This window comes from Flavobacterium plantiphilum (genome assembly GCF_046000495.1).
Lineage (GTDB): Bacteria > Bacteroidota > Bacteroidia > Flavobacteriales > Flavobacteriaceae > Flavobacterium > Flavobacterium plantiphilum.
This window is the reverse complement of record NZ_JBELQA010000003.1, coordinates 360,238-384,918: the sequence shown is the minus strand read 5'-3', so window position 1 is coordinate 384,918 and position 24,681 is coordinate 360,238. Positions and strand designations below refer to the sequence as shown.

General features: G+C 34.6%; 15 protein-coding genes. 1 reads left to right on the top strand and 14 read right to left on the bottom strand.

Annotated elements, in window-relative coordinates:
* Positions 1-314 precede the first annotated feature (314 nt).
* Entirely contained in the window at positions 315-1,343 is a 1,029-nt protein-coding gene (locus ABS764_RS07045; RefSeq protein WP_408081089.1) for a LacI family DNA-binding transcriptional regulator, read from the top strand.
* Between the two features lie 64 nt (positions 1,344-1,407).
* Here the strand turns inward: ABS764_RS07045 and ABS764_RS07040 are convergent, their stop codons facing one another.
* The 14 genes from ABS764_RS07040 to ABS764_RS06975 all read right to left on the bottom strand — a co-directional run bounded on the left by ABS764_RS07040 (position 1,408) and on the right by ABS764_RS06975 (position 24,672).
* Positions 1,408-3,024: a UxaA family hydrolase gene (locus ABS764_RS07040; protein ID WP_408081088.1), complete on the bottom strand. Its 1,617-nt coding sequence runs from the start codon at positions 3,022-3,024 to the stop codon at positions 1,408-1,410.
* A gap of 33 nt (positions 3,025-3,057) precedes the next feature.
* Positions 3,058-4,500, bottom strand: coding sequence for a tagaturonate reductase (locus tag ABS764_RS07035; protein ID WP_408081087.1), 1,443 nt, complete (start codon positions 4,498-4,500; stop codon positions 3,058-3,060).
* Positions 4,501-4,531: 31 nt separating this feature from the next.
* Complete coding sequence (locus ABS764_RS07030; RefSeq protein ID WP_408081086.1) at positions 4,532-5,203, bottom strand: bifunctional 4-hydroxy-2-oxoglutarate aldolase/2-dehydro-3-deoxy-phosphogluconate aldolase; 672 nt, start codon at positions 5,201-5,203, stop codon at positions 4,532-4,534.
* A gap of 11 nt (positions 5,204-5,214) precedes the next feature.
* Complete coding sequence (locus tag ABS764_RS07025; RefSeq protein WP_408081085.1) at positions 5,215-6,237, bottom strand: PfkB family carbohydrate kinase; 1,023 nt, start codon at positions 6,235-6,237, stop codon at positions 5,215-5,217.
* A gap of 36 nt (positions 6,238-6,273) precedes the next feature.
* Positions 6,274-7,686: a glucuronate isomerase gene (uxaC, locus tag ABS764_RS07020; protein WP_408081084.1), complete on the bottom strand. Its 1,413-nt coding sequence runs from the start codon at positions 7,684-7,686 to the stop codon at positions 6,274-6,276.
* 18 nt (positions 7,687-7,704) lie between these two features.
* Positions 7,705-8,493 carry a gluconate 5-dehydrogenase gene (locus ABS764_RS07015; RefSeq protein WP_408081083.1) on the bottom strand — a complete coding sequence of 263 codons (789 nt, stop codon included), beginning with the start codon at positions 8,491-8,493 and terminating at the stop codon, positions 7,705-7,707.
* Positions 8,494-8,499: 6 nt separating this feature from the next.
* Positions 8,500-9,336: a 5-dehydro-4-deoxy-D-glucuronate isomerase gene (gene kduI / locus ABS764_RS07010; protein ID WP_408081082.1), complete on the bottom strand. Its 837-nt coding sequence runs from the start codon at positions 9,334-9,336 to the stop codon at positions 8,500-8,502.
* A gap of 154 nt (positions 9,337-9,490) precedes the next feature.
* On the bottom strand, positions 9,491-10,936 hold the full coding sequence (locus ABS764_RS07005; protein ID WP_408081081.1) for an MFS transporter: 1,446 nt from the start codon (positions 10,934-10,936) through the stop codon (positions 9,491-9,493).
* A gap of 421 nt (positions 10,937-11,357) precedes the next feature.
* Entirely contained in the window at positions 11,358-15,386 is a 4,029-nt protein-coding gene (locus ABS764_RS07000; RefSeq protein WP_408081080.1) for a hybrid sensor histidine kinase/response regulator transcription factor, read from the bottom strand.
* A gap of 24 nt (positions 15,387-15,410) precedes the next feature.
* A complete protein-coding gene (locus ABS764_RS06995; protein ID WP_408081079.1) occupies positions 15,411-17,246 on the bottom strand; it encodes a metallophosphoesterase family protein in 1,836 nt (611 codons plus the stop codon).
* Positions 17,247-17,266: 20 nt separating this feature from the next.
* Complete coding sequence (locus ABS764_RS06990; protein WP_408081078.1) at positions 17,267-20,230, bottom strand: glycosyl hydrolase 115 family protein; 2,964 nt, start codon at positions 20,228-20,230, stop codon at positions 17,267-17,269.
* A 49-nt stretch (positions 20,231-20,279) separates the two neighbouring features.
* The gene (locus tag ABS764_RS06985; protein WP_408081077.1) at positions 20,280-21,422 is read right to left on the bottom strand and encodes an acyltransferase family protein; all 1,143 of its coding nucleotides are present in this window, start codon (positions 21,420-21,422) and stop codon (positions 20,280-20,282) included.
* Between the two features lie 2 nt (positions 21,423-21,424).
* A complete protein-coding gene (locus ABS764_RS06980; protein ID WP_408081076.1) occupies positions 21,425-23,659 on the bottom strand; it encodes an alpha-N-acetylglucosaminidase in 2,235 nt (744 codons plus the stop codon).
* A gap of 26 nt (positions 23,660-23,685) precedes the next feature.
* On the bottom strand, positions 23,686-24,672 hold the full coding sequence (locus ABS764_RS06975; protein ID WP_408081075.1) for a family 43 glycosylhydrolase: 987 nt from the start codon (positions 24,670-24,672) through the stop codon (positions 23,686-23,688).
* Positions 24,673-24,681: the final 9 nt, after the last annotated feature.

Here is a 24,681-nt window from a genome sequence, read left to right as displayed (position 1 = left end):
AAATTAAAGAAGATTAAAAATCCGGAAAACAATTACTGTTTGAAACCGACTATTTTATGTAATCGATTACACAAAGCTATAGCAATTTTTCATATTAAACTATAAAATTCCACAAAAAAAACAGATTTACACAAAAAAAGAATATTTATTTTTATTTAATAAAAAAAGAATGCTTTTATTAGTAAAAAAATCTAAAAAAACCATCTTTGTATTAAAAAAATCAATTAATTTTCAAAACCTTATCAATATACATACCAAAGAGAAAAATAATATATTAAAAAATATATTATTTTTACCGAGACAGACTAATTATAATGAGTGAAAAAACAACAATTTATGACATTGCTAAAGAGCTGAATATAACAGCAGCAACTGTATCGAGAGCATTAAATAATAACCCGAAAATAAGTCAAAGCACTCGAACATTAGTCCTTGAAACGGCTAATAAAATGAATTACAAGCAAAATAAATTAGCTTTAGCATTACGAAGTGGCAAGAGCAATAATGTGGGCGTAATTGTACCGCGTATTAATACCAATTTTTTTGCTTCAGTAATCAGAGGTATTGAAGAAGCCCTGCATCCTGAAGGATATCAGGTAATTATATGTCAGAGTCATGAAGACAAAACCAGAGAAATTGAAAACATTAACACTCTATTAAACGCTCAGGTTGACGGCATTTTGATGTCAATTTCCAATCTCCCAAAAGAAAACAACCATTATCTGGAACGTATAATTCAAAAAAACATTCCTCTGATCTTTTTTGACAGAAAAAAAGAAATGGACAATGTGAGTTCCGTGATTATAGATGATTATCAGGCATCGTATCAAATCACCCGGCATCTTATTGAACAGGGTTGCGATAAAATTGCGTTTTTATCGGGTGATCGTACTTTAGAAATTTACGAAGACCGGTTTCGGGGTTACCAACAGGCATTAACTGACCATAATATTGAAATAAATGAAGCTTATATTATTCCGATAAAAAGTAACGTTGTTGAAGGCCGCGACGCAGTAGATAAATTATTAGCGTTAGAAAATCCTCCAAATGCTATCTACTCTACGAGTGATTTTGCTGCACTAGGCGCCATTCAGAAACTAAAGGAACGTAATATAAAAATTCCGGAAGATTTTTGCGTTTTCGGTTTTGGAAACGAACCTTTTACTAAATTTATGGAATTAACAATTTCTACAGTTGACCAGGCACCTCTGGAAATGGGAAAAATAACCGCCCAGGTCTTTTTAGACAAAATAAACAGTGTAGAAATAAAAAAAACAGGGAAAACTGTCGTTTTAATGCCTAAATTATTCGTCAGGCAATCATCTACCAGAATAAGAGAATAAAAAAAGGGAGGCATTATAAAAAACACCTCCCTTTTTAACTAAAAACAAAATCTAAAAACAGTCTTTATAGCGATACTCCACGTTTCCAAGGAATAAAGTCATTTTGATTTAATATTGCAGCCTTAGTTTTCACTTCACCACTAGCTACTTTTATAATATATTCTAACATTTCGTCAGCTGTTTCTTCAATCGATTTGTCTCCAGTGATAATTCCACCGGTATTGAAATCGATAATATCTGACATTTTTTGAGCCAATTGTGTGTTAGACGATACTTTTACAACCGGAGCAATTGGATTTCCTGTCGGAGTTCCTAAACCTGTTGTAAACAATACCATATTAGCACCTGATCCAACCATTGCTGTAGTACATTCTACATCATTACCCGGAGTACATAATAATGTAAATCCTGGTTCATTGATGTATTCACCGTAATCATATACTCCTACAATTGGAGAAGTACCTCCTTTTTTAGAAGCACCGGCTGATTTCATCGCATCCGTAATCAAACCGTCTTTGATATTACCCGGAGAAGGATTCATGTCAAATCCGGAACCTGCATCAACAACAGTTTTTTCGTACCATTTCATCAGGTCTAAGAAACGTTGTCCGTCTTTATCATCGATACAACGGTTTACTAATTCCTGCTCCACACCACATAATTCCGGAAACTCAGAAAGAATAGTTGTTCCTCCAAGAGCTACTAATTTATCTGATAATACTCCTAATGTTGGGTTAGCAGAAATTCCAGAGAATCCATCTGAACCACCACACTCTAATCCAATTCTTAATTTAGATAATGGAGCCGGAGTTCTCTTAATTTCATTCGCTTTTTTGATAGCCTCAAACGAATCTTTCACTACACTGTTCAACATCGCTTCGATAGTACCGATAGATTGTTGATCGTAGATTAAAACCGGTTTTTGGTTATTAGGATTAATTGCTTCTAAAGCCTCTTTAAAAATTGAGATTTGCAGGTTTTGACAACCTAAACTCAATACAGTAGCTCCGGCAACGTTAGGATTGTTTACATAACCAGCAAGCAATTTAGCTAAACTGTGAGCATCCTGACGAATTCCTCCACAACCACCCTGATGTGTGATAAATTTTACTTCTATATTATTGAATAATTCAGCATCATTTGAAGCGGCTTCATTACCAGCTCCTCCTGTTTCTGATTTCACTAAAGAACGCAGTAACAATTGATAATCGTTTTCTTTTGGCTTCATTAATTCTTTTTCAAAAATATCTTTTAAGATTTCGATATTTCTGTTTTCACAAAAAACCAAAGGAAAAAACAACCAAACATTTTCAGTACCTACCTGACCATCTGCACGATGATACCCCATGAAAGTTTTATCTTTCCATTTATCCACATTAGGAACTTCCCAACCAATAGTTTCTGTTTTACCAGTAACCTTAGCACTTTCGTGTTTCACATTAAGAGTCGTAATCACATCTCCTTTTGCAATTTTCTGATTAGCTTTCCCTACGATAACACCGTACATATAAATTTTGTCTCCAGATTCAAAATCTTTCATCGCAATTTTATGCTTCATTTTAGTATCTGATAATACTAAAACATCTTCTCCTTCAAATGAAATAGTTTCTCCAGCAACCAGGTCAACCAGAGCTACAGCCACATTATCCGAAGGATCTACTTTTATTAATTTCTTTTGCATCTTACTTTACTTGATTTTTTTTTGTTTTTTGTCTTATTTTTTTTGAGAAAAATTGATATAGCCTTGTTCAATCCCATTGGCTTCAATTTCGTTTAAAGCAAGCACTAAAGCTTGTGATAATCCATCTACTTTGTTTAAATCTTCATCCCAGAAATCAGTATTCGCTAAAACTGTAGTTACCACTGATTCTAAATTTCCTAATTCCCAAGCTTTTTTGAATGCTTCCACTAATTCCGGAGTATCTTTTACCGGCAGAGCCTCATTATTCCAATTTCCTTTATAAAATTGGATTAAACAAGCTAATGAAAAAGTCAAACTAGTTGGAAGTTCTTTTTTAGCATTATAATACCCTAATAAACTTGGCAATACTCTTACTTTGAATTTTGAAATAGAATTTAAAGCAATATCAGCTAAAGCATGCTTGATAAACGGATTTTTAAAACGGTCCATTACTTCTTCAGCATAAGCCGTAATTTCGTTTTTATCCATCGGAAGTGTTTCGCTGATTTCACTGATTACGTTATCAACAAACGGTCCGGTAAAATCACCATTAACCGTTTCCATAACTAATTTGTTACCAAATAAAAGTGAAACAGGAACCATAGCTGTATGTGCACCATTTAAAATACGCACTTTGATCATTTTAAAAGGACGAATATCATCAACAATCTTCACATTCAAATCTGTTTTGTGGAATGGTAATTTTGCTTTTAAATCCTCACCACCTTCAATAGCCCAAAGGAAAAATGGCTCAGCAGCAACAATTAAATTATCCTGGTAATCCAATTTGTTGTTGTATTCTTCAATTTCAGCTCTTGGATAACCCGGAACAATTCGGTCAACCAAAGTACTGTGATATGTACAGTCTTCTGAAACCCATTTCACAAATGTTTCCTCTAATTTCCATAAATCACAATATTGTAAGATACATTTTTTCAAGGCTTCAGAATTGTAATCAATTAATTCACAAGGAATAATAGTTACTGCCTTAGAAGCATCTCCGTTAAAATGTTTGAATCTTTCGTGTAATAAAACAGTTAACTTTGCAGGAAATGAAGCTGGTGGCTGCATATCCGGAGTATCAGTTGCAACGAATTCAATTCCGGCTTCAGTAGTATTAGAAACAATAAATTGTAATTCTTCTTCTTTTGCTAAAGCTAAAAAATCTGCAAAATTACTATAAGGATTTATAGCTTTTACCACATTATTAATTAGCTGAATATCTTGAATTTTCTCTCCTTTTTTGATTCCATTCATGAACAAGGTATACAATCCATCCTGATCGTTAATCATGTCTACCATACCAGCTGCCAAAGGCTGAACCATTGCAATACCGGCATTGAAATCAACTTCATTGTTTAATCTTTGAAAAGCGTAATCCACAAAAGCTCTTAAGAAGTTACCTTCACCAAACTGAACTACTTTTATTGGGTTTAATTTTTCTAACCCTCTGTTTTTTCTATTTAATTTTTCCATTATCTCTTCTAAAATCTTATTGTACTTAATGTTATTTTTTGCGTAAATCAGCAATAATTGCTAACGTTTCTTTCACTTTCTGAGCTAAACCAGCATAATCTTTGCTTTGTAAAACAGAAGCAGAAATTAATTGAGATCCAATCCCCACACAAGTTGCACCAGCATCAAACCATGATTTCAGGTTATCTCTTTCAGTTGAAACACCACCAGTAGGCATGATATTAGTCCAAGGACATGGTCCTTTTACCCCTTTTATAAATTGTGGTCCGTAGATTTCTCCCGGGAACAATTTTACAATTTCACAACCTAATTCTTCAGCTCTTGCAATCTCAGATAAAGTACCACAACCCGGAGACCATAATACTTTTCTACGGTTACAGGCAATAGCAATATCTTCTCTAAAAACAGGAGTTACAATAAAATTAGCACCTATTTGCATGTACAATGAAGCAGCTGCAGCATCTGTTACTGAACCTACTCCCATGATCATTCCCGGTAATTCTTTGATAGCATATTTAGTCAATTCAGCAAAAACTTCGTGAGCGAAATCTCCTCTTGCTGTAAATTCCATCAAACGGGCGCCACCATCATAACAAGCTTTCAAAACATTTTTACTTACTTCAATATCATTATTAAAAAACAAAGGAATCATCCCTGTTTCTTTCATTGCTGTTGCAACTTCTATTCTTGTAAATTGAGCCATTTTATTTTCTTTTATCTTGAAACCTTACCTGTGAAATCACCATCCAGTAATTTTTCAATTTCATTTTTAGTAATTAAATTATAATCTCCGAAAATTGTGTGTTTTAAACAACAAGCAGCAACTGCAAAGTTTAATGCTCTTTCTTTATCCAAAGGTTCTTCGTTCAATCCGTAAATTAAACCACCCATGAAAGCATCTCCACTACCTACTCTATCCACAACAGGAGTTACATCCTGAACAGCAGCTTTGAAAATTTCTTTTCCATCATAAAGGATTCCTCCAATGCGTTGGTGAGAAGCACTTACTGAATAACGCAAAGTAGTTGCCATGAATTTTAATTCAGGACACAATTTGAAAACAGTATCATATACAGCTGGTAAAGTTTCTGGCTTTTGATAATCAGGATCTACTTTATCCAAACCTAGCATGAAGTTAGCTGTATCAATATCCCCTAAGATAATATTGCTATACTTCAACATTTCCGGCATTACGTCTTTCGGTTGTTTGCCATAATTCCAGAGTTTGGAACGATAGTTTAAATCCGTAGAAATAGTCAAACCTAATTCGTGTGCCACTTTTATAGCTTCAAAACAAGCTTCGGCAGCCGTTTCAGAAAGTGCAGGAGTAATCCCGCTCCAGTGAAACCAGGTTGCATCTTTCAGGATTTCCTTCCAGTCAAATTCTCCTTTTTTCAAAGTAGACATCGAACTGTTCGCTCTGTCATAAATTACATTACTGGCACGGGTACTGGTTCCTGTTTCAAGGAAATAAATCCCTAAACGATCTCCACCTTTCATTACGTTCTGACAATCTACATCCAGTTTGCGCATTTCGTGAACAGCACAATTCCCTAATTCATTATTAGGTACTTTAGTAACAAATTCTGCTTTCATCCCGTAATTTACAAGCGAAACAGCAACATTAAATTCTCCTCCTCCATAGGTTGCTTTATACGAATCGGCCTGAGCAAATCTCAAATGCCTTTCAGTAGATAAACGCAGTAGAATTTCTCCAAAAGTGACTACTTTTTTCAAGTGAACAATTTTTATAAATTATACGTTATTATTTTTTTAGCCTTTTACCGGAAATTTAAAATATTCCTTAGCATTACCGTAGCTAATGTCTGAAACCATTTTTCCAATCCATTCCATTTCAGAAGCAGGCAATTCACCTCTTTTGATTTCATCTCCTAAAAGATTACAAAGAATACGTCTGAAATATTCGTGTCTTGGGAAAGACAAGAAACTTCTGGAATCCGTCAACATCCCCACAAAACAGCTAATCAAACTCATGTTAGACAATGCGTTCAATTGTTTTGTCATTCCGTCTTTTTGATCTAAAAACCACCATCCAGAACCAAATTGCACTTTACCTCTGACACTTCCGTCGTTAAAGTTACCAATCATAGTAGCCATCACTTCGTTGTCAGCAGGGTTAAGATTATAGATAATTGTTTTAGTCAATTTATCTTTACTATCCAATGCATTCAAGAACGCAGATAGTTTTTGAGCTTGCGGATAATCACCAATAGAATCCCATCCGGTGTCAGGACCTAAGATACGGTGCATACGGGCATTGTTATTTCTTAAAGCTCCTAAGTGAAATTGTTGAACCCATCCAAATTCATGGTAAGTTTCACATAAAAACACTAAGATAGCACTTTGAAACTTCAATGCTTCTTCATTACTGATAGCTTGGTTTTCTCTTTTCTTTTTGAAAATAGCGGCTACTTCAGTCTCTGTATAATTTTCAAAATAAATTTGATCTAATCCGTGGTCACAAAGCTGGCAACCATTCGCATTAAAATATTCAATTCTGTTTCTCAATGCCGCTTGTAAATCAGCATAAGTATTGATTTCAATAGATGCTTTTTGTCCTAAAACATTCAAATATTCGTTGTAACCATCATTAGCAATCAAAATCGCTTTATCAGGTCTGAAAGCTGTACTTACAGTAGTTTTAAAATCACTTTTAGCTAATTGCTCGTGAAAATCCAGACTATCAATCGGATCTTCAGTTGTACAAACTAATTCAGCATTTACTTTACGCAACAAGTTTCTTGTACTATATTCAGCAGAATTTACTTTAGCCGAAGTTTCGTCATAAATTCTTTCCGCTGATTTTTCGTTTAATAAATCAGTAATATCAAAATAACGAGCTAATTCCAGGTGTGTCCAGTGATACAAAGGATTACGCATGGTATAAGGAACTGTTTTTGCCCAGTTCAAAAACTTATCTTTATCAGAACCATTTCCTGTAACAAATTGCTCATTAATCCCTAATGTACGCATTGCACGCCATTTGTAGTGATCTCCTTTAATCCACACATCAGTGATATTGTTAAAGATTTTATCTTCGGCAATAAACTGAGGATTCAGGTGGTTATGGTAATCAATAATCGGTTGGTTTTTAGAATAATTATGGTATAATTCTTCTGCGAATTTATTTTCTAATAAAAAGTTATCGTTTATAAAAGTGCTCATTATAATTTACTTAAAATATTAATCTTCATTTGATGGTTTCCCAATGGTAGCCAAAATTCCACCATCAACATATAGAATATGTCCGTTTACAAAATCACTTGCTTTAGAGGACAAAAAGATAGCTGCTCCGGCTAAATCAGATGGATCACCCCATTTTGCCGCCGGTGTTCTGCTAATGATAAAATCGTTAAACGGGTGTCCGTCAACGCGAATTGGTTTTGTTTGTTCTGTAGCAAAATACCCAGGTCCAATTCCGTTGATTTGAACGTTATATTTCGCCCATTCGGTCGCCATATTTTTAGTCAGCATTTTCAAACCACCTTTGGCTGCAGCATAAGCCGAAACTGTATTACGGCCTAATTCACTCATCATAGAGCAAATATTGATGATTTTACCAGCTCTTCTTTCAATCATTCCCTTAGCAACATGCTTCGAAACAATAAACGGGCTTACTAAATCAATATCTACAACTTCCCTGAAATCAGCTACTTCCATATCAATTAATGGAATTCTTTTGATGATTCCGGCATTGTTGATTAAGATATCAATAGCACCAACTTCACTTTCAATTTTAGCAACTGCAGTTTTTACTTCCTGCTCATCGGTTACATTAAATTTATAACCTACCGCATTAATGCCTTCACTTTTAAGTGCCGCTACAGCATCATCAATTTTTTGTTGTGAAGAATTTCCATTTACAACAATTGTTGCTCCTGCTTCCCCTAAACCTTTTGCCATTGCCATTCCAAGTCCGTGTGTACTTCCTGTAATAAGGGCAACTTTTCCTTTTATATCAAATAAATTCATTGTCTATTATCTTAAATCTGTGATTTTACATACATCCATATCGCCATAGTCTAAATTTTCACCTGCCATACCCCAAATAAAAGTATAATTTGAAGTTCCGGAACCAGAGTGAATAGACCAAGGCGGAGAAATTACTGCCTGATGATTGTTCATCCAGATATGTCTTGTTTCCTGTGGCTGTCCCATAAAATGACATACCGCCTGATTTTCAGGAATATCTAAGTAGAAATATACTTCCATACGACGATCATGAACGTGTGCAGGCATGGTATTCCAAACACTTCCCGGACGCAATTCAGTCATTCCCATCTGCAATTGGCAGGTAGTAACCACACTTCCAATAATCATTTGGTTAACTGTACGGTGATTAGCCGTTTCCATAGATCCTAATTCCAATTTATTTGCTTCCGCTAAACTCACTTTAACTGTTGGATATGTTGTGTGAGCCGGAGCAGAATTAATATAAAATTTAGCCGGGTTTTTAGCATCTGCACTTTTAAAAATCACTTCTTTATTTCCGCTTCCGATGTATAAAGCGTCTTTAAAACCTAATTCATAAGAAGTCCCTTCAACAACTACTGAACCGTTTCCTCCTACATTAATAATCCCTATTTCTCTTCTTTCCAGAAAATAATCTGATTTAAGAGGGTCAATAGTTTCTAAAACTAAATCTTTAACTGGCACAGCTGAACCTGCAATGTAACGGTCATAATGAGAATAGGTTAATACAATCTCATTTTCTTCCATTAAATTATCAATTAAGAATTCATCTCTTAATTGTTTGGTATCATATTTCTTAACGGCATCAGGACTTGATGCATATCTTGAACTGTATTTTGTCATAATAGTATTTATTTTAATGTAATCGATTACAAAGGTATTAATTTAATTTAATTTATTTTATTGTATGCTTTTATGAAAACAAGTTTTTCATAAAAAGTTAAAAAAAAAAAGAAAAAAGCCCTCCGGCATTACACAGGAGAGCTTACATTTTTTTTTATAAATCTGTTATTGGTGCATATTTAGGTACTAAGGATTTCATAACCGTCCAGCCTATTAAATAACAAACTGCACAAATGGAGAAGATGATAAAATAACCCGCTTCAATTCCATGGAAACCCATAAAATCCATTTCACTGTTCTTACTATAATCAAACAAAACTCCCGAGCCTTTATTAATAACTGTAGAACCAATTCCTCCTGCTAAACCACCAATACCGGTAATGGTAGCAATGGCTTTTTTAGGAAACATATCTCCAACTGTTGTAAAAATATTTGCGGACCACGCCTGATGAGCTGCACCTGCAATACCTATAATAATTACCGGCAACCAGTAACTAATATGTCCTAATGGCTGAGCTACCAAGGCTAATAAAGGGAAAAATGCAAAAATCAACATGGCTTTCATTCTTCCTTCATATGGATTCATCCCTTTTTTATCTACAAAATAAGTTGGCAGCCAACCTCCAATAATAGACAACAATGTTATCATATATAATACAAACAGAGGAAACGCAGCTTCAGTAGAATCCATTCCGTAAACTGAACTCAAATAAGCAGGCGTCCAGAATAAGAAAAACCACCAAACACCATCAGTCATGAATTTTCCAAAAGCAAATGCCCAGGTTTGTTTGTATTTGAAACAATCTTTAAAGGTAACTCTTGTTGTCGTCTCAGGAACATAACCTGCTATCTTACTATCTGCAATAATATCCTGCTGAATATACTCTAATTCTGCCGGACTTACTCTTGGATGTTTTTCCGGTTTTTCATACATAAATACCCAAAAGCCCATCCAGATAAAACCTAAAGCTCCGATGATGATAAATGACATTTCCCAACCATAAGCTTCGGCGATAAAAGGAATGGTGATTGGCGCCGCTAAAGCTCCAACAGTAGCTCCAGCATTAAAAATACTGGTAGAAAAAGCTCTGTCCTTTTTAGGGAAATATTCGGCAGTAGTTTTAATAGCTGCAGGAAAATTTCCAGCTTCCCCTAATGCCAAAACAAAGCGGGCAAAAATAAACAACGTAACACTTACATTAATTACCAAAGCCGTATCATCTACAGTTTCAATAATGTCTTTAGCTCCTTCAAATCCAACAAACCAGTTTCCGGTAATAATTCCTGAGGTTGCAATTCCGGCAAAAGCATGCAAACAAGCACCTACTGACCAAACTCCAATTGCCCAAAGAAATCCTTTTTTAGTATCCATCCAGTCCACAAACTTTCCTGCAAACAATAATGACACTGCATAGAAAATGGAAAATAAAGCAGTAATATTCCCATAATCATTATTTGTCCAGTGAAATTCAGGAGCTATAAAATCACTCCATGTTAAAGAAAGAACCTGTCTGTCTAAATAATTTATAGTTGTTGCGAAAAACAGTAAAGAACATATTGTCCAGCGATAGTTTCCAACAGCTTTGTTCGTTTGGTTCATAATTAAAATGTTTATAAATAAAGTTAAAGTTAAATATTCTTAAATTTTCAAAGTGATATTTGGTTTATAAAAAAACATTTCCAAAACGCTTTAAACAACCGTAAACCACTAAATATCAACACATTAAATAGTAATCAACACAAAATAAATGTAATCGATTACACAAATATAATTCTTAATAAGGTAACCACAAAAAATTTGTACTAAATTTCAAAAAACTAACAAATTTAAATACTTTTTATAAAAAAAAGATTCTTAATTTAAATATTTGCTAATATATGTATTAAATAATAAAATAAGCCAACGAAAAAGGGCAAAATTATACCAAAGTCTGATTTTTATTGAATATTTGTTAAAAGTGAAAATGTACCAATAAAAATTTAAAGGCAACAGACAAATGCTTTGAAAATAATTAAAAATACTACTTAATCAATCGGCTTGGAGAATAGCCAAATTGCTTTTTGAAGCAGCGACTAAAGTATAAAGGATCATTAAACCCCACCTGATCAGCAACTTCAGAAACATTATGGGTTTTTAATTTTAATAACTGAGCCGCTTTTTTTAAGCGAACGGTTCTTATAAACTCATTAGGGGACAAATCTGTTAATTGTTTAATTTTTCGATATAATTTAGAAGAACTCATCCCTAATTCAGAGCACAAAAAGTTCGTTGTAAGTTCTGTATCACTGATATTTTGTTCAATTAAACCGGTAATTTTTGAAATCAGATCAATATCTAATTGAGAATGAGTCAATGTCGAAACATCCGTTTCAATCTCTCCCGAGAATTTTTGCTTTAACTCACTACGGGTCTTTATAATGTTGTCAATCCGGGTTTTTAATAAAGACGGATCAAAAGGTTTTACCATATATCCGTCTACCCCCAGGCTGTATCCTTTCATTTTATCTTCATTTTCAGATAAAGCAGTTAACATTATAAGTGCCGTATGGCTAATGTTTTCATCGCTTTTTAAAGCTTCTACAAATTGAAAGCCTCCCATGACAGGCATCATTGCATCAACTACACAAAGTGCCGGTTTGATTTTTCTGCAAAGATTCAATCCTTCATCACCATTTTCAGCCTGATATACCTTATAAAATTCAGATAGGTAATCAGATATAAAATAACGAAGTTCTGCATTGTCTTCAATAATCAAAATAGGCTGCCTGAGCTCTGCACTTTGATTTGTTTTTTTTGTTTTATCAATTGCAGTATACGTTATTTCAGGCTCTTTGTACTCGATATCAAAAACTTCCGATTTTTTATAACTGCTTTTGTCTATTGGTAATTCCACTGTAAAAACACTCCCTTTAGCAGGAGCACTTTTCAGTCTCAATTGTCCTCGGTGCACTTCAATCAGAGAAATTACCAGCGACAAACCAATTCCTGAACCTGTATTATTTTTTTTACTCGTTTTAACCTGATAAAATCTGGAGAATATTTTTTCCTGACTTTCTACCGGAATTCCTACTCCATCATCGCTTACCTCAATAATTAATTGGGTGATTCCATTTTCTTCTTTGCTACCAATATACAAATCGACATTACCGTAGTTATTTGTAAACTTCAAAGCATTAGAAAGCAAATTGTATAAAATTTTATGGTATTTATCAATATCAACCCAACCTTCAAGACTTTCATTTTCACAATTAAAATGAAAATTAATATCTTTTTCCTGAGCTAATTGTGTAAAAGAATCAAATACAGTTTGAGTATTGGCTACAATTTCAGTTTTAGAAACCTTTAATTTCAATTCTCCTGATTGTGCTTTTCTGAAATCTAAAATCTGATTCACTAATAACAACAGTCTGGCGGCATTTTGATAAATCAGATAAAGTTTGGTTTTATCGTAATCCGAAGCTTCCTTTTGTTCTAATAATTGTTTGGCAGGTCCTAATATTAAGGTTAAAGGTGTTCTTAATTCATGCGAAATATTGGTAAAAAATTCTAATTTTTCGTTTGATAAACGTTCATCACTATCCCTCTTTACTCTTTCTAACAACAGCGCTTGTCTTAGCTTAATCCGGGATTTGATTTCTTTTCTGATATAATATGAAGAAACGGACAGTATCATAATCACTAAAAGAAAAATCTTAGTGTTCGTCCAGAAAGGAGGTAAGATAGTAATATTATAGGCTGTGGTTTTACTCCAGATTCCGTCACTGTTTTGTGCACGGATTTTAAATACATATTCTGCCGGGTTTAAGTTTGTATACTGAATGGTTCTTGCATCACTGGAAGTAGTAATCCATTCTTTATCAAAACCTTCCAGAATATACTGAAATTTATTAAGCCTCTCATTAGTATAAGAAGGAGCCGAAAACTGAACTGAAAAATTTCGGTTGTTGTAATTAAGTTCAATCTTTTTATCGGTATTGATATCTTTGGAAAAAGGAATTTGCCCGTTGATTTCTACTCCCGGAAACACCTCTTCATTCTGAACCTTAAACTCCGTAATAACCGGTGGTGGTGAAATTTTATTTTCTTTTATATTATCGGTAGAAAAATAAATAATGCCATTTTTTCCTCCCAGATAGATCGTCGAATGATTTAAACTATAAAATCCTTTGGAACTGAAAACATCTAATCTGTTGCCACTGTCTACATAATAAATGTTTATTTTTTTAGATTTTCTTTTATATCTGGCTACACTGTTATTATTAATATTTAGCCACAAATAGCCGTCATTATCCATTTCTAAATCAGTAATCCACTTACCATAAAGTTCTCTGGGTTCTAAAATGGGAATAAAATTATCTTTTTCAGCATCATAAATTCCTATTCCTTTTACGGTTGCTACCCAAATATCTCCATTTGTATCAATCAAAATATCACTGACGTGATTAGCAGGGAGACCTATTTTTTCATCATCACCTTTCAGATAAACTTTGACTGCTTTGGTTTTCAAATTATACTTTACAACTCCCGTTTCTGTTGCAAACCATAAATGGCCAAAACGGTCTTCCTTTATTTTATTAATTTGAAAATCCGGCAACAGTACACCTTTTGGAACTTTAATTTCTAATGTTTCTGAATCTAAAATCACAGCTCCTTCACCAAAAGATCCTACAACCAGCGAATTTTCATCAACTACTAAAAAAGAGATTATCGGGGAATTTTTAATACCAACATCGATTATTTTAGAACTATTCGACACATAATTATAAACCAGTACTTTTCCATTCCATAAACCACAATATACAATTTTTCCATCTGCTGAATAAACGCTGGCAATATCATTTTTACTATTATGCAAAGGGGCAAACGACTTATCTCTGGAAATAAAAAGCCCATTATATCTTGTAGCAGCAATGACATTTCCATCATAAGTTTTTGCAAATCCTCTCAGATTAGGTTTTTGATTGTCATTATACAATGAAATATCCTTGTTAATCTTAAACTGGTTACCATAAGGATTGTATTTATCCAGACCATCTTCGGTACCAACCCATAAAACACCTGATTTATCAAAATACAGAGAATTTACTATATTGCCAACTAATGAATTCTCATCAGTAAGTTTAGAAAAATAACGCTGAAATTTCCCTGTCGCTACGTCTTCTAACTGGTTACAGACCAACAACCCTCCTAAAGTACCCAGCCAGTATTTACCATCAGGAGCCTGAGCAATTGCAATAAAATAAGGTCCTAATTTATTTCTTAAAATGGCATCATTTATATATAAATTTTCAAATGTGTTTTTGGATTTATTCAGCTTATAAAGTCCTTCTCTGGTACCCACAAAAATATCCGACTTATCATCTTCATATATAAAATTGATGTAAGGATTTTTTTGATTCGAATTAGGAATTGACAACGTATATGCAGTGGTTTTTATGATCTCCCCTTTTGCTCCTAAGATAATTTTTGCTACCGAGCCTGTTCCAAAACTCCCAACCCAGATATTTCCTTTTTTGTCTTCAAAAATTTCTTTAATATAATTAAAACCTTTAAGATTAACTCTGGAAAAACGTTGCGTATTGGGATAATAAATAGCAAGACCCTGATTCATCGTACCCACCCAGACTTTTTTAAATTTATCTACCAGTACTGAACGGATTTCATCTTCAGGCAAACTGTTAAAATTATTTTTTTCATTAAAAAAAGTTCTGAAAACATTTTTATCCATCTGATAAAGCGTCAGTCCTTTTCTGGTTCCAATCCATAAATTGTTAGCGTCTTTGTCCAGTTCTAATGCGGTAATATCATCATTGTATATTTTGTTTTTACCAAATTCCGAACTCATGTAGGTTTTAAACTGGTAACCGTCAAAACGATTCAGCCCAAAAAAAGTACCCAGCCACATAAAACCATGCTCATCCTGAACAATATGCCGAACCGAGTTATACGAAAGACCATTATTTTCATTATAATGTTCAAATTTTATGTTCTGTCCCAAAACAGGCAGGCAGGTAAAGAGAATGAAAACTATAAATAATTTAAGTTTCATAAAAGAGTTTGTTTTGGACAACTTTTAATTGTGGATGGTATTTCTCCTCAAATTTATAATAAATTTATCTGATGGCGCACCATTTAAAGAACTTTTAAAAATAGAACAGAACTCAAAAAAAGAAGTTTCATTCGCTGACGGATTTGACAATCTGTTATAATTCTCAATAAACGAATCGATAATAATTTTATACTGACGAATTCTCTGTTCTCCTATGTCCTTTATTGCTAATTCATCAGCTGAACGCAATCGATGATAATCAAAAATCATATCAAAACCAGTCCATTTTTCATAGCTGTACTTTTCTTTTTTCGAATGAGACACTTTGGCGAAAGCCAGTAAATCATCAACAGATGCCTTTAGCATAAAATTTTTAAAAGCTACAGGCCAATCTTTATCCAGAAAACGTGTTCTTACTAATTCTTTAAGATGCCAATTGGCAAATTCCTGATAATTTTTAGATTTCAGGATTTCTTTATTCCAAATTTCAGAATTTTTATTACGCTGCAAGTATGCATATTCCTGTTCGTATAAAGGAAATAAGGTTTTAAAACCGGAAACAGAATCAATCACGACGGTCTCAATTTGCATCTTATTTCTATTGCGAATAGTCAGTATTTTATAACCCGGAATATAAGCTGCTAATGACGGAATCTGAATATTGAATATACCTTTTCCGTTTTTATATTTTCTAACTCCCGTGTCATTAATGTGCATATGTCCAGCAAAATGAAGTTGTACTCCCGCTTCCGCAAAAAGTTCACTCACTTCATTACTTGGCACCCGATACAATTGCATTTTGTCTTCTCCAAACAATTTTTTCATCATCGGTGTGGCATCATCATTAAAATCCACCATCGGATAATGACTAAAAGCGATTAAGGTTTTCCCTCTCTTTTTAGCCTCCTGAACTACTTTAGTAACCCAGGCAATCAGATGTTTTTTATGCGTTAAAACCTGATTGTATCCTACTCCGGGACTATTATAATTAACCGGATTTTCCGGATTATTTCTTGCCGCTTCTTTTGGAATATATACATTCCCATCAATAGCTAAAAGCCAAACGTCTTTTTGCGTTTCCACCAAATAACTCAAATCAGGAATTTGCGAATTGTAAGGCGGAATAGCATAATTTCTCTTCTCGATTGTGGATTGTCCCAATGCTTTTTCGAATGTATAATTCTCAGGATTATAGGAAGTAAAAGGCGTTTCCCAATACAAATTACTTTGTTGCGGGTAAAAACCTAAATCACCCAGTTCTTCTAAAACTTCGGCGTAACCCATTGTCCCAATATCTTTTGTAATTACTACAGGAAGTTCATCAGCATTTTTTGGAACATACATTCCTGCTTTGCTCATAATCACTTGTTCTTTTCCTCCTTCACCTAAAAAATCCTTTTTTCCGGCATCAGTCAAAAAAGGCTTTGCTACATCATGATTTCCGGTAGTGATTATAAAATGGATTCCATATTTATTCGAATATTCATTCAGAATCTTTTTTAATCCCCGAATGTTTATCGGCTGTCCGTCATCGCTGAAATCTCCCGGAAGAGCGACGGTTTTAATATTTCTTCTGACTACATCATCCAGCGCAGCTATAAACGCAAAGTAATTTTCATTAAATAAGCGTGTCGATTCTAACTGGGATTTCATCGTACGTAATAACGTATATTTCCCATCTGCCGGATTTCGAATTCCTTTATAATCCGAATCGGAAAATGTCCCATAAATATCCAATAAATGAACATCGGATAAAAAGGCAATTTGTGTGTGTTTTACTTTATCATTTTTAATTGAGGAGCAGGAAACAAAAGCTAAAACAGCAGTTACGCAAACAAATCCTTTTTTAAAATAGTTCATTCTTAAAATTATTTTCAAATTTACATCTTCGTTTCCGGTGGAAAAGCATAGGAATCTTTCCAGCCACCTAAATCAATTAAAACGCGGTCAATCATCACTCCCGGATCCACCATCCAGATTCTCAAGGTATGCTTTCCTGCTTTATTGATAATTTGGGATGCTGATTTTACAGCTGCATTTTTCAGTACATTTTGCAACCATTCGTCACTTCTCCCAAAAGTCTGAAAATCTAAAATCACTGGTTCCGCATCGTCAATAGCAACCGCACATCGCACTCCTTTTCCTTCATAAAAAGCATGAGTTGGAATCGCCTGAACTCTCACATTGGCCTGACCAAAATTAAAACTATAAAAATCATATTCCATTACCGGACTGTTATTTTTTATATTTTTTAAATCCACTTCAGAATTAGCCGTTCTTGGCAAAGCCACACTCACTTTTCCAGCATAACCAATACCTTCAAAAGTTTCCCATTGAGCTTCATTTCCTGCTTTTTTATTCGAATAATTTGCTGCGTCAATAGATACATATCCTTTGTCTTCCACAAAACCTCTAAAGTTTTCTAAAGCTTCATATTTAGGATTAAATACCGAAACCCCAATAGTAATTATTGTATCCTTGCTTACAAAATCAATTGCCGAATTGACTTTATAACTGGGCGGAATCAACTGGTAATCATGCCCTAGTGGTGCTTCTTTTTGGTTTTCTCCTTTTGGCACTTTTGTCCAGTCGATACTTACCCAAATGCGTTGCTGACTGTTTTTATTATTATCCAAAACACCTTTCTTTTCGGAAATTTTGATCCAATCGGCTTTTGGTTTTGCTTCCCACGAAACTTCGCCAGCACCTTTCATAAACACATCAATATAATATTGATTTTTTATGTAAGCGTTAAAAACAGGCAACACATCGGCATACGAATTCTCCGTTCTGTGATTGACTTCCATTTCATAACTCTCTAATGCCAATTTAAACTCAGGCTTTGTTCCTGAAACGGCAGTTACGGCAGTTGTCTGATCAAAAACTGGCAAATATCGCGGAGCCATACTCATGATATTTTTCCATTTTCCACCGGCCAATTCATTATTAAAATAATTGGTTTCTTTTTGAATTCGTTCAAAAGCTTCTGCTGATTTTTTTGCAAAAAATGCTGCACTTCCTCTTCCCTGTTCAGCTACAAATTTATTTTTATACGAATACAACCATTTATGATTGAGACTTGCTGCACCAATAACCGGATATTCAACCAATTCATAAAACGCATTTTTTCTGTTTTCAGGAATGCTGTTTTTTAATTCTTCGACCTTATCCATCAATTTTTGGTATTCGTCAATTCTTTTCGAAACCTCATCACCATAATGAATTTGAGTCAACGCTGTTGGTTTAGATTTGGTTTCCGGTTCTACCTGATTCCAAGCCATAAACTCAGGACGACGTTCAAACGCCAAACGATAATATTCGAAAAACAAATCAGTTATTTTAATAGCATTTTGAGTTCCAAATTCTCTCGAAGCCCAATTTTGCATGTGCGTTTTTACGCTTTGGCTTTTATCAAAAGGGTTCATATCCCAAGCCATATCCAGAAACAATTCGATATTATATTCATGTGGTTTGATATCGCCACAGTTCAAAATCCATAAATCACGGGATTGAAATTCGAATGCTTTTGACATTTCTTCCCACATCAAAACCGGATTTGTAGAATTCAGCCATAAATAATCATGCGGACGTCCCCAATACGAAGTATGGTAATAAATTCCGGCACCACCAATGCGTTTTTGTTCTTTAGGGTTACTCAATTGACGGATGTAACCGTAATTATCATCGGTCCAAACCAATTGTACATCATCCGGTAATTGCAATCCTTTTTGGTAATAATCCAATACTTCTTTGTACGGAATAAATGTCTGCGGAATTTTAGTAGCATCTTTTCCAGTCGCTTTTTTCAAAATCGCTCTTTGGTCGGTAATTAGCTGTTCCAGTAATTTAACCTGAGAATCTGAATCATCTTCACCAACAATCATCGGTGAATCATGTTCGCCACGCATTCCTACGGTATAAATATTTTCAAAAGGAGCGGTTTCTTTGGCTCTTTTTCTAAAAAAATCTTTGATTACCCCTGAGTTCGTATCATAACGATATTCCCCCATTGTGTTGTGATTCCACTCCGCATTAATGTTACTCAACATCGGTTCTGCATGCGAAGTTCCTACCACAATAGCATAATCATCAGCAACTTCTTTATTTTTTGGAAACGAATAAAAAGCCTTGGTGCTTTTGTGCATGGCTGGCCAAATGGTATTGGCTCTCAAACGCAACAATAATTCAAAAACTTTCGCATAAGTTTTAGGTCCGATATCACCTGTTTCCGGTTCGAAAGTTTTAGCTGCCCAAGGTTGTAATCCCCAATCTTCATCGTTTAGAAAAATCCCTCTGTATTTTACCGATGGCGAACCATAAACTTTAGTTTCAATATTTAAAACTAAATCCGTTTTTTTATCAGGCGTTACATCAGCCCACCATTCCCATGGTGAAACACCCATCATTCTGGAAATTTCCAGTAAGCCGTAAGCAGTTGCTCTTCTGTCAGACCCTACAATTACCAATGCTTTTTTTATTGCTAAAGTTGGATTTTCGACTACTTGAATTTTATAAGTTTCCAATTTTCCTTTTACGTCAGTAATAGTAATTTTTTGCTTCGAAACTAAAGCATCAATCCATTTACTTTGTCCAATAGTTCCCGCCATAATAGCTATTTGAGTATTATTTTTCGAAACATTCAATCGCTGATTGGTAATCGAAAAAACATCATCAGCCAATATTTTAGCAGCAATATGAACTACTTTTGGTTCTTTATCTTCAACTGAAATGCTCGCTTTTTGATTTCCTGAAACAATAGTAAAATTGCTATTTTGCGCCTTTATTGCGTTGGCAAAAAGAACAATCAAAACCAGAAAAATGGTATTACACTTATTTTTGAACATAATTATATATTTTAATTCTTTCAGAACTATCTCTATCGAAATAGCCTCATTAAATTTTAATGTAAATGCGTTTTTTATTCAACCACCAACCTAAAGACCAGCAAACTAACATAAATACAATAGCAGTGACAAAAGCACCAAAACTTCCCGGAAATATCATCTGAAAAATACGTTCGCTCACCCATTCGAAAACATCCATCTCCGAATTTACCGGAATGAGACGTAAAGTGATAAAAAACAACTCTGAAAATAAGTATATAAACAAAGGATTTTTACCAAAAATAGTTGTGAATTCTACTCCAAAATGCTTCTGTTTCAATTCGATAAAATAAATTAAAATAGCCATAATGGATAAATCAATTCCAACAGTATACAACACAAAAGAACCCGTCCACAATTTTTTAGAAATAGGCAAAACCAAATCCCACCAACGGGCTAAAGCCATTAAAAGAAAACCAACAATTAATAATTTGGCTATCCCTTCAAATGTTTTACCAATTCGTTGAATAAATGTTCCGGCTATAAAACCGGCTACTACATTGACAATGGATGGCAAAGTGCTTAAAATTCCTTCGGGATCAAACGGAATGCTATCGCGCTTGTAAATATGCCCTTCTCCTAAAACAAACAAATCAAAACGAGTTACGGCATTGGTAGCCATTTCTAATTCGGCTCCCGGTTGTCCAAATAAATATAAAATAGCCCAGTATCCCAGTAAAAAAAATGCCGATAAAATTATTGCTGTTCTCTGTGATAAATAGTAAAAAATAACTGCAGTAACAAAATAACACAAAGCAATACGTTGTAAAACCCCCATAATACGGGTTTCGGCAAATGGTTTTAATTCCAAAACACCATCAACACCCTGTCTGAAAAATGGAAACCAGTACATTAAAAATCCCAACAGAAAAATGATAACGCTACGTTTAATTACTTTTTTCCAAAACAAATTTGCTGGTGCTTCTTTCATTTTTCCCATCGAAAAACTCATGGCATTTCCCATTGCAAAAAGAAAGGAAGGAAATACCAAATCAGCTAAGGTAAATCCGAACCATTCCGCATGAGTCAAATAGTCATAGAAATGAGCTCCCGTACCCGGAGTATTGACCACAATCATTAAACAAATCGTGAGTCCCCTGAACATATCAAGGGACAAAAAACGATTGGAATTTGGGTTAGAAATTGCATTCATGTTTAGTAATCGTATTTAATTGGTGCCATTCGTTCCGTTACGGGAATAATGCGGGATCGGTATTTTTTATGTAATGCTTTGGCAATCTCATTTGGATTTCCTTTAGCTTTTACAGGAAAATCTTTTATCTCCGTTACCCATTTCCACTCCCATTCTTTTATTTTTTCGTCAAAATTATCCTGATTGAATTTTCCCCAATTGGCTTTTACATCTGTAAAAAATTGTTGCCAACGCGGTTTGTAAAAATCAGTAAACAGTCCGCTCCACTGACGGTTGCTGTATTCGTGCAATCTGTTATCAGCTCCACCCCAAAGCGTAATCAAATCACGAGCATTTTGCTCGTACAATGCTTTTTCTTTTTCATCAATTCCCCAACTTCTTGCATCGGCAATCCAAGGTCCTAAAAGGAAATCCTGACGTGTGGCTAATAACAAATCCATATCATCAATCAATTCTAAAAATTCCTTGCTGTATTTATCAAATGCTACTTTATCGTTATTTTGATACGCCTTTGTTATTTCTTGCTGCAAAGGCAAAGCATAATTCGCCAAAACTTGTCTGCTCACATCCACCAAATCATATTGAAAACCATCTGATTTTTGAGCAACAGGAATGGCTTTTATAAAAAGATCCCAGGCCGGAAGTAAATCTTTTGGTTCATAATTTAATTTAGTTCTCGCCCAACGACGATAGCCTTCAAAAGTAGGACGGGAAACAATAATCGATTCCGCACCATCACGAATTACTTGTCCGTTATAAACTGTTTTTACCAAAATATCCCAGGCTTTTGAAATATCAGCATTTGATTTTCCGTAGCGGTTTAAAGTATATTTATCCAACCAGGAATTCAATTCTATTGGGGTGTCCCGCCAGGTATTATCAGTCATCAACTCATACAAAACCGGATTTTGTTCGATGGCTTCCATCGTTAATCCAATTCCTTTTAATTTTCCTGATTTAGGATCTTTCAAAGCTTTTGCAGGCTCATTGGCTACGGTTTCTATTCGACCAAACATCGAAATATTTCCACCAAAATTGTGCAGCATATTCCAAATCCATTGTTTAGCATAAAAAGCTTCGGTACGTTTCCAAACGGGTTCAATTTCTGTAGCCAAATCCAGAATAATCATACGATCATCAGGAACTGCATCCAGCATTCCTTTGATTTGTGGCGCTTCCCAAAATTCTCTGTGGCTGTAAAAAAGCCAACCCTGCATTACCCAAACCGCATCTTTATCGGCTGATTTCATGCCTTCGAAAATCTTCTTACTCAATTCAGAAAGATAAGCAGGATCATTAGACGGTGGTGTATTTTCGTTAAAAGTATCTGCTGAATACAAATGATCCGTTCCGTAAACTTCAGATTGTTTTTCTAAAAATTTCTTGCCAATTTCGGCAAATAACGGATCATCAGAATCTAAGATGTACGTATCCTCAAAATCATTACCCCAGTTGGTTTGCTTTAATTTGGCATTCGGAAAAAACTTTTTGAAAGAAGCTGGAACGTGTCCTGTAAAAGCAGGCAAAACTGTTTTCATTCCCAATTCGCGTTCTCTTTTTAAGATTTTAATTTGCAAATCACGGTGTGTATCTTTCCAGTTTTTAGACAACGGACCTCCCCAACCATCTAAATTCCCCATCCAAAACCAAGAGAAATAAGCTGGTCCACTGAAAAAAGTACTTAAATCTTCATCTGAAAAACCATAGGCTTTATAGACTTCATCCCAGATGTATTCTTCTCCTGTAATAGCCAGCGGCATATTGATTCCGTGCAAAGCCATCCAGTCGATTTCTTTTTCCCAACGGTTCCAGTCCCACCAGCTCATGCTGTAATTAAACGTACAATAGTTCAAATAATAGCGGTACTCGTAAGGCGTTTTTTTATGAATCAATTTGGGAACTGCTGGTAATTTTTTAGGCAAATTTAAATTGGTCCCATTCCATGTGATTTGGCTGTTGGTAAAATTATTTAGATAATAATACAAAGCCGATGCTACCGAAACCCCATTGTTTCCTCGTAAGAGAATTTTATCTCCTTTAGACACAATTTCGAACCAGTCTTCTTTTGCTGAAGCATCAATTTCGACACTAAATTGTGAAGCATGATTTGGTACAATACGAGCAATGAGCTGGCTGGCAGTAGTAGCTATTTCTGTTTCCGGTTTTGTCGATTGACAGTTTCCTGCTTCAAAAACAAAAACAACAAACAATAGGATTAATTTTAGATTGGTTTTCATCTATTTTAAGATTATATTATAGAAAATCAGAAACTGGAAATACCAGTTGGTTTTATTTTTAGGATGTTGCTATTTGCATCAAAATTCAAACTATCAATACAAATTTGGCGTAAAACATATTCTTCCTTTTGCGGAAAAATGCGATGGTATAAAATATAATCCTGCCCTTTTTCTCTAAACACCGAATGATGTCCCGGTCCATAAGTTGTACTATCCGCAGCAGTTTCCAAAATAGGACTGTTTTTAGCTGTTTCAAATGGACCCAACGGAGAATTCCCTACCGCATATCCTACTTTGTAAGTCGCATCTATTGCTTTTCCTGACGAAAACATTAAATAGTATTTCCCAAAACGCTTAATCATGTATGGTGCTTCAAAATAATCTTTAGGAGTAACTGCTTTAGGTTTTCCATCAAATGAAATCATATCTGGATTTAACTTAGTCGCCATACAAACACCATTTATCCAATTAAATCCGGAACCCCAATATAAATAAGCCTGACCATCCTCATCAATAAAACAATCGGCATCGATATTATGTACAGCAGGATAATCTTTAGACGAAATTAAAGGAGATTGATTTTCCTTAGCATTTTTCCAAGGCCCTAACGGAGCATCGCTTACACCAACCCAAATTTCGCTTCCAACAGAAACATACATATAATATTTTCCGTTAGCTGCTTTTTTAACCGAAGGTGCCCAGACCATTGAATCTTTAGAATTCGGGCTTGTACAGGCTTTTTTGGTTGGCCAGTTTAAATGATGGCGTTCGAATTTCAAGAAATCCTTTGTTGAAAATACCGCCAGTTCATCACCACCCCAAGGATCAATTGTGGCATAAATAAAAAAAGTATCCCCTTCTTTTACAATGCAGGGATCTGCAAAATAGCCCTCTATAATAGGATTTACTATTTTTAATTTATGCTTTAGTTCTTCCTTCTTCGCTGCTTGCTTACAAGAAATCAACAACATACTCATCAGCAAAATAAAAATGCCCGGTTTAAAATTCTTCATTACTACTTA

Coding starts and splice junctions, on each gene's coding strand:
- ABS764_RS06975 (WP_408081075.1), bottom strand. CDS start 24,672: ATGAAGAATTTTAAACCGGGCATTTTTATTTTGCTGATGAGTATGTTG.
- ABS764_RS07000 (WP_408081080.1), bottom strand. CDS start 15,386: ATGAAACTTAAATTATTTATAGTTTTCATTCTCTTTACCTGCCTGCCT.
- kduI (WP_408081082.1), bottom strand. CDS start 9,336: ATGACAAAATACAGTTCAAGATATGCATCAAGTCCTGATGCCGTTAAG.
- ABS764_RS07045 (WP_408081089.1), top strand. CDS start 315: ATGAGTGAAAAAACAACAATTTATGACATTGCTAAAGAGCTGAATATA.
- ABS764_RS06990 (WP_408081078.1), bottom strand. CDS start 20,230: ATGTTCAAAAATAAGTGTAATACCATTTTTCTGGTTTTGATTGTTCTT.
- ABS764_RS06980 (WP_408081076.1), bottom strand. CDS start 23,659: ATGAAAACCAATCTAAAATTAATCCTATTGTTTGTTGTTTTTGTTTTT.
- ABS764_RS07040 (WP_408081088.1), bottom strand. CDS start 3,024: ATGCAAAAGAAATTAATAAAAGTAGATCCTTCGGATAATGTGGCTGTA.
- ABS764_RS07030 (WP_408081086.1), bottom strand. CDS start 5,203: ATGGCTCAATTTACAAGAATAGAAGTTGCAACAGCAATGAAAGAAACA.
- ABS764_RS07015 (WP_408081083.1), bottom strand. CDS start 8,493: ATGAATTTATTTGATATAAAAGGAAAAGTTGCCCTTATTACAGGAAGT.
- ABS764_RS06995 (WP_408081079.1), bottom strand. CDS start 17,246: ATGAACTATTTTAAAAAAGGATTTGTTTGCGTAACTGCTGTTTTAGCT.
- ABS764_RS07005 (WP_408081081.1), bottom strand. CDS start 10,936: ATGAACCAAACGAACAAAGCTGTTGGAAACTATCGCTGGACAATATGT.
- ABS764_RS06985 (WP_408081077.1), bottom strand. CDS start 21,422: ATGAATGCAATTTCTAACCCAAATTCCAATCGTTTTTTGTCCCTTGAT.
- uxaC (WP_408081084.1), bottom strand. CDS start 7,686: ATGAGCACTTTTATAAACGATAACTTTTTATTAGAAAATAAATTCGCA.
- ABS764_RS07035 (WP_408081087.1), bottom strand. CDS start 4,500: ATGGAAAAATTAAATAGAAAAAACAGAGGGTTAGAAAAATTAAACCCA.